Here is a 6,033-nt window from a genome sequence, read left to right as displayed (position 1 = left end):
AGAAGCTCTTCATGGAGACCTTTCTCAGGCCCAGAGAACAAAAGTAATGGGCAAATTCAGAAAAGGACAAGTATCTATTTTGGTTGGCACAGACGTAGCTGCAAGAGGAATTGATGTGGACAATGTAGAAGTTGTATTCAACTTCGACCTTCCTTTGGACGAAGACAATTACGTACACAGAATCGGTAGAACCGGACGTGCAGGCAAATCAGGTGCTGCTATCAGTTTTGTAACAGGTAGAAAAGACATGTTTAGGATAAGGGATTTGGAGAAATTCATCAAAACCTCCATCTCTAAAATGGCCCCTCCTTCTGTGGCTGACTTGGTTGAATTGAAGAAAACACAATTGATCAAGGACGTTTACAGACAATTGAACAAAACTGAAGACAATAGCTTCTATGAAGACACTATCGGACAGATGCTTACTGAAGGTTTGACCATGGAGCAGATTGTTCTGGGACTTGCAAAAATCCAAATGGCTGATGCTGTCCACGAAATGGAAGATCAAAACTTTGATCTTGACCTTGGAAGAGGTGGAGAAAGAAGTGGAGACAGAGACAGAGGCGCAAGAAGATCTGAAGGAAGGGATTTTGGAAGAGGAAGAGACAGAGATTCAGGACGAAGCGGTAGCAGAGAGCGTGGAGGAAGATTTGAAAGAAGCGATAGAGGGGATAGACCTGAGAGAGCAGAAAGAGGTGACCGACCTGAAAGAGGCGAAAGATCTTTTGACAGAGACAGAGGTCCTGCAAGAGAAAAAGGAGTAAGAGAGCCGGGAATGGCACGTCTATTCCTTAACCTTGGAAAGAAAGACAGAATCAGACCAAACGATATCGTAGGCGCCATTGCAGGTGAAACAGGTGTCCCGGGAAGAAGCATTGGTGGCATTGATATATTTGACAATTTCTCTTTCGTAGATGTACCTTCCAAAGATGCAGAACACGTGATCAAAGTGATGAAAAACAATACAATCAAAGGTATTACTGTAAATATGGAAATCTCAAAAGCTTAATTGTTACCAAACAAAAAGCAATAGAAGATTAATTTCAGAAAGCGCAGTCTCTTAGAGATTGCGCTTTTTTTGTGGACAATAATTCAGACAACAAGATGAATATGTATTTTAGCAAATTATTATAAAAGACAATGCAGCTTTTCTTCCACGACAACATCACAGAGAACATTTTCTACCTTGATCAGGAGGAATCAAAACACCTGATCAAGGTCTTGAGAAAAAGCCAAGGAGATAAAGTGGATTTTACTGATGGTCAGGGTTATCTCTACCGCTGTGTTGTTTTGGATAGCAATCCAAAAAAAGCGGGAATAAAAGTGATGGAAAGGCTTTTTGATCCGGAAGACGATTATTACATCCACCTAGCCATCTGCCCTACCAAGAATCCTGATAGGATGGAATGGATGATAGAAAAAATCACTGAAATAGGAGTTCACGAAATCACCCTAATGGAATCAGAACATTCGGAACGTTCATTTCTAAAACTTGACAGATTGGAAAAGAAAATCGTGTCCGCATGCAAGCAAAGTTTAAAGACAAGGATCCCGAAGCTAAATCCAATTTGCGAAATGAAGGATTTGGTGGTCAACAAAAAATTTGATACTTATCAGCGGTTCATCGCCTATGTTGACAAAGAGAATAACCAACACCTTTTCGAAAAAGCCAAACCAAATGGGGCTTATTTGGTGTTGATCGGACCTGAAGGGGATTTTTCGTCTCAGGAAATTGACCTTGCTTTCAAGAATTTCTTCCTTCCCTGTTCTTTAGGGAAAAGTAGACTCAGAACTGAAACCGCCGGACTTGCTGCGGTCCATACTTTACAATTGGTCAACAACATACCATTAAAATAGCAATTTCATTCTTGAAGGATTTGGAAAAAACTATGGACAACAGTTACAGAAGTTTATCAAAAATTTAGGAAATCTTCTTTTTTTGCCCGCACAAAAAGCTATTTTTACTGATACAGATTTGAAATTTATTAATTGAAAACTTCTCAAATGGAGTGTGAAGAAAATACGATTGTGAGGCAGGCAGAAAACAAAGAGTTAGATAATTATCTGACCATATTGCTCACTACTGATGAGGATGATGACCGCCCCGTTTATCTTTCAGGGAATTTCAATCAATGGATCACTCAGGATAACAAATACCTGATGAATAAACTTGCTAAGGGGAAGTATTCCTTTACCTTCCCCTCTGATTTCATATTTCCCTCAGAATTGATTTATAAATTCACCAAAGGGGATTGGTCAGAAGTTGAAATTGACAAATTCGAAAACAAAACACCGAACAGGCACTGTAAGAAAAAATCAGGCATCCAAAAAGAACATGTACCAAGATGGCGTCAAAATTGGCTTCCTTATAGGCCAAGCCAATTACCTCAGGTACATTTGATTTCCGAAGAATTTGAAATTCCACAGCTTAATAAGACCAGGAAAGTGTGGGCTTTGCTCCCCCATGATTACAATACTTCCGAAGAAAAATACCCAGTCCTTTACCTACAAGATGCCCAAAATCTATTCAATGAGAATTCCCCTTTTGGTAATTGGCAAATAGACAAAAAACTCGCGGTAATGTCGGACTACGGCATTGGGAAAATCATCATCATTGCCATTGAACATGCTGAAAAAGAAAGGGTTTTGGAATACAATTTTGGCAAGACATTGCTTGGAAAAGGACAGGGGAAACAATATATCCGTTTTCTCACCGATACACTGAAGCCATTTGTGGACAAAAATTTCCGAACCAAACCTGAAAGAGAATTTACAGGAATCGGAGGAAGTTCAATGGGAGGTTTGGTAAGTTTATTCAGTGGCTTGATATATCCTGAGGTATATGGCAAGCTCATGATCTTCTCCCCTTCTCTTTGGGTAATCCCCAAAATCAAATTTTCCTTTTTGGATTTTTTTGAACCTTTGGAAACCAAAATCTACCTGTATGCAGGTGGTGAAGAAAGTGCCACTATGGTCTCCCACATCAAGAAATTCAAAAAAAGACTGCTCAAAAGAGACAACCTTGGAGAAAAAATAGAAATTCAACTCAGTATCAATGAGAAAGGAAAACACAATGAGACATATTGGAGTGATGAATTTCCCAAGGCTACCGAATGGCTTTTCTTCAGCAACCGAAAAGGCGATATATAAAAAAAAAGAACCATCTATTGTTCAGACTCAGGGGTTTTAAAGAATAGTTCTTTAACTTTTGAAAATTGAAAAATCACTTTACCTTGTTACTATAGTTCAAAACAAAAGGTTTTCTGGTTTTACTTTACCAATCCCACGTTTTTTACCTCACGATTATCCCCAATTAAAAATGAAAATATCCCCAATAAAATCCCTAGAAAACTTCAAAGGTTTGGTTATCATCCCTTTTATTGAAATTGAAGAAAGTGATCAAGCCATTTCATTCGAATCATTTTCCATTTCAAAAAATTTGTTTTCAGGTAAAAAAGACAGCCAATTTATAATAGAGGACAAAGATTCTGAAAGGATTTTTCTTTTGGTGGGACTTGGAAAGGAACCCACTTATAAAAGCAACAAAACAGCATTCAGAAGATTAACCTCAAAACAGGAACACCTATTTGAGAAAAAGGCTATGATTTGGTTGGATGACACTATGGATTCGGATTTCCTTGAAGCCGCAGTGTCAGGTTTAATGCTTGGTACTTACAGATTAGGTCATTACAAGCATACCGAAAAAGGACCCAAAAACTGGTCAAAGGTCAATATTTCCGTATTGTCAGATATCAAGGAGCCGAAAAAAATCATTGAAAAGGGGCTGAAGATTGCTGCTGCCCAAATTGAAACTTTTAATTTGGTGGACTTGCCACCAAACAAAGTCACCCCTAAATACCTGGCTGATTGGGCTATTGATACAGGAAAAAAATATGGCTTTGAGGTCAAGGTCCTTGATAAAAAGAAAGCAGAAAAAGAAAACCTAAAGGCATTTTTGGCAGTCGGTCAGGGAAGCTCTCGTGAACCTCAGTTTATCATCATGAAATACAGGTCCAAAGCTGCCAAAAACCATGTTGGATTGGTGGGTAAAGGAGTCACATTTGATACAGGAGGGCTCAATATTAAAACCCAAGGCATGGTCCACATGAAATGTGATATGGGAGGTGCGGCTACTGTATTGGGGGCCATGCAACTGATTGCGGACCTTGGACTGAATGTAAACATTACCGCTGTAGTTCCATGTGTTGAAAATGCGATTGACAGCCATTCTTTTTTGCCTTCTGATATTATTGGAAGCTACAGCGGCAAAACCATTGAAATTATCGATACCGATGCTGAAGGAAGGCTGATTTTGGCAGATGGGCTCTCCTACCTGATCCAAAATTTCAAACCTGATACCATCATAGATTTTGCAACATTGACAGGAAGTGCAGTCGGCACCTTCGGATATGAATGTGCAGCTCTGTTTTCCAAAAATGAAGGTTTATTGAATAATCTTCAGAAAAGCGGCGAAAGTATCGGAGAAAGGCTGTGGCCTCTTCCGATGTGGGATGAGTACAAAACCGAGATGGATTCCGAAATTGCCGATATCAAAAATTACCATGGCAAACCCATTGCAGGTGCAATCACTGCTGCAAAATTTTTGGAGTTTTTCACAGAAAACCATGCTTCATGGGCCCATATTGACATTGCGGGAACGGCATTCGGAGATTCTGAATTTGCAAAAACAAAACATGCCACTGCTTACGGTGTACATTTATTGATTAAATTGTTAGAAAATCTTTAAACTATGGAAGATACTCCCAAGACATTTTTATGTATTTCCAACTATTACAAGGGAAATGCATTTTTGATTGCTTTAAAAAAAGCAGGAAACAAAGTGTATTTAATTACCTCAGAAAAACTGAGGGAAAATAATTGGCCAAGGGATTATATCGATGAGATATTCTTTATGCCCGGACAGGATCTGGATTGGAATCTTGAAACTTTATTGATCGGAGTTGGAGGATTGATGAAAGGTGTAAAGATTGACGCCATAGTAGCTTTGGACGATTATGATGTGGAGAAAGCTACTTTCCTTCGGGAAAATCTCCGAATCCCGGGAATGGGACAAACAACAGGAAGATATTTTAGAGACAAACTGGCTATGAGGATGAGGGCACAGGAAGCAGGAGTTTTGGTACCTGCCTTTTCTGCCCTTTTCAATGACGAAGAAATTAACCATTTCGCAGACACTGTACCAGCCCCTTGGGTGTTGAAACCAAGGTCTGAGGCCTCAGCACACGGCATCATCAAAGTTCATGACAAAGAAAGCCTTTGGCAAAATATCCATGAAATGGGAGACAACCGACTGAGGTACCTTGTGGAGCAATTTAAACCCGGAGATGTCTACCATGCTGACGGATTGAATCTTGAAGGAAAAAGTCTTTTTTGTACAGTTTCCAAATACCTAGCTACACCAATGGAAATCTCGCAAGGAGGCGGAATATTCAGAAGCGCCAATGTCCCTTATGGTTCGGAAGATGATAAATCCATGAGGGAAGCCAACGAACAAGTGATGAAAGCCTTTGGGATGAAAAATGGTGCCAGCCATACTGAATTTATCAAAGGAAAAGAAGATGGCAAAGTCTACTTTCTGGAGACATCATCAAGGGTCGGCGGCGCACACCTCGCCGAAATGGTGGAAGGTGCTACCGACATCAGCTTATGGGTTGAATGGGCAAAAATCGAGGACGCTATTGTGAAAGGCAAAAAATATACGCTGCCCAAAGTGAGGAAAGGCTATGCAGGTATTGTCCTGACTTTGTCAAAATTCCAAGATCCTGATCTTTCGGCATTTAATGATCCTGAAATTTGTTTCAGAGTTCCTCTTGATTATCATGCCGGGCTTGTCGTGAAATCTGACAAACATGCTAGGGTAAGATCACTGCTCGATGATTATGCTGAAAGATTGAGTCAAGGAGTTTCCTCTGTGGCCGAACAGGAAAAGGTTAAAAAATAACTTTCCAGATTGCGTGATTTTTATTTTTGTACCTTTAGCAAATATGTAATATAACAACCTGGTATCCAAAA

At 39.7% G+C, this 6,033-nt stretch carries 5 protein-coding genes; all 5 read left to right on the top strand.

Features of this window, described 5'->3' with window-relative positions:
- The coding region (locus ACZFYI_RS14195) for a DbpA RNA binding domain-containing protein (protein WP_462524786.1) at positions 1-1,009 on the top strand (1,009 nt) is incomplete at its 5' end.
- A gap of 131 nt (positions 1,010-1,140) precedes the next feature.
- A complete protein-coding gene (locus ACZFYI_RS14190) occupies positions 1,141-1,857 on the top strand; it encodes a 16S rRNA (uracil(1498)-N(3))-methyltransferase (RefSeq protein WP_462524785.1) in 717 nt (238 codons plus the stop codon).
- Positions 1,858-2,004: 147 nt separating this feature from the next.
- Entirely contained in the window at positions 2,005-3,150 is a 1,146-nt protein-coding gene (locus ACZFYI_RS14185) for an alpha/beta hydrolase (RefSeq protein ID WP_462524784.1), read from the top strand.
- 169 nt (positions 3,151-3,319) lie between these two features.
- Positions 3,320-4,747, top strand: coding sequence for a leucyl aminopeptidase family protein (locus ACZFYI_RS14180; protein WP_462524783.1), 1,428 nt, complete (start codon positions 3,320-3,322; stop codon positions 4,745-4,747).
- A gap of 3 nt (positions 4,748-4,750) precedes the next feature.
- Positions 4,751-5,962: an ATP-grasp domain-containing protein gene (locus ACZFYI_RS14175; protein WP_462524782.1), complete on the top strand. Its 1,212-nt coding sequence runs from the start codon at positions 4,751-4,753 to the stop codon at positions 5,960-5,962.
- The last annotated feature ends 71 nt before the right edge of the window (positions 5,963-6,033 follow it).

This window comes from Aquiflexum sp. (assembly GCF_977115555.1).
The sequence above is the reverse complement of the archived record's forward strand: the minus strand, read 5'-3'. Positions and strand labels throughout refer to the sequence as shown.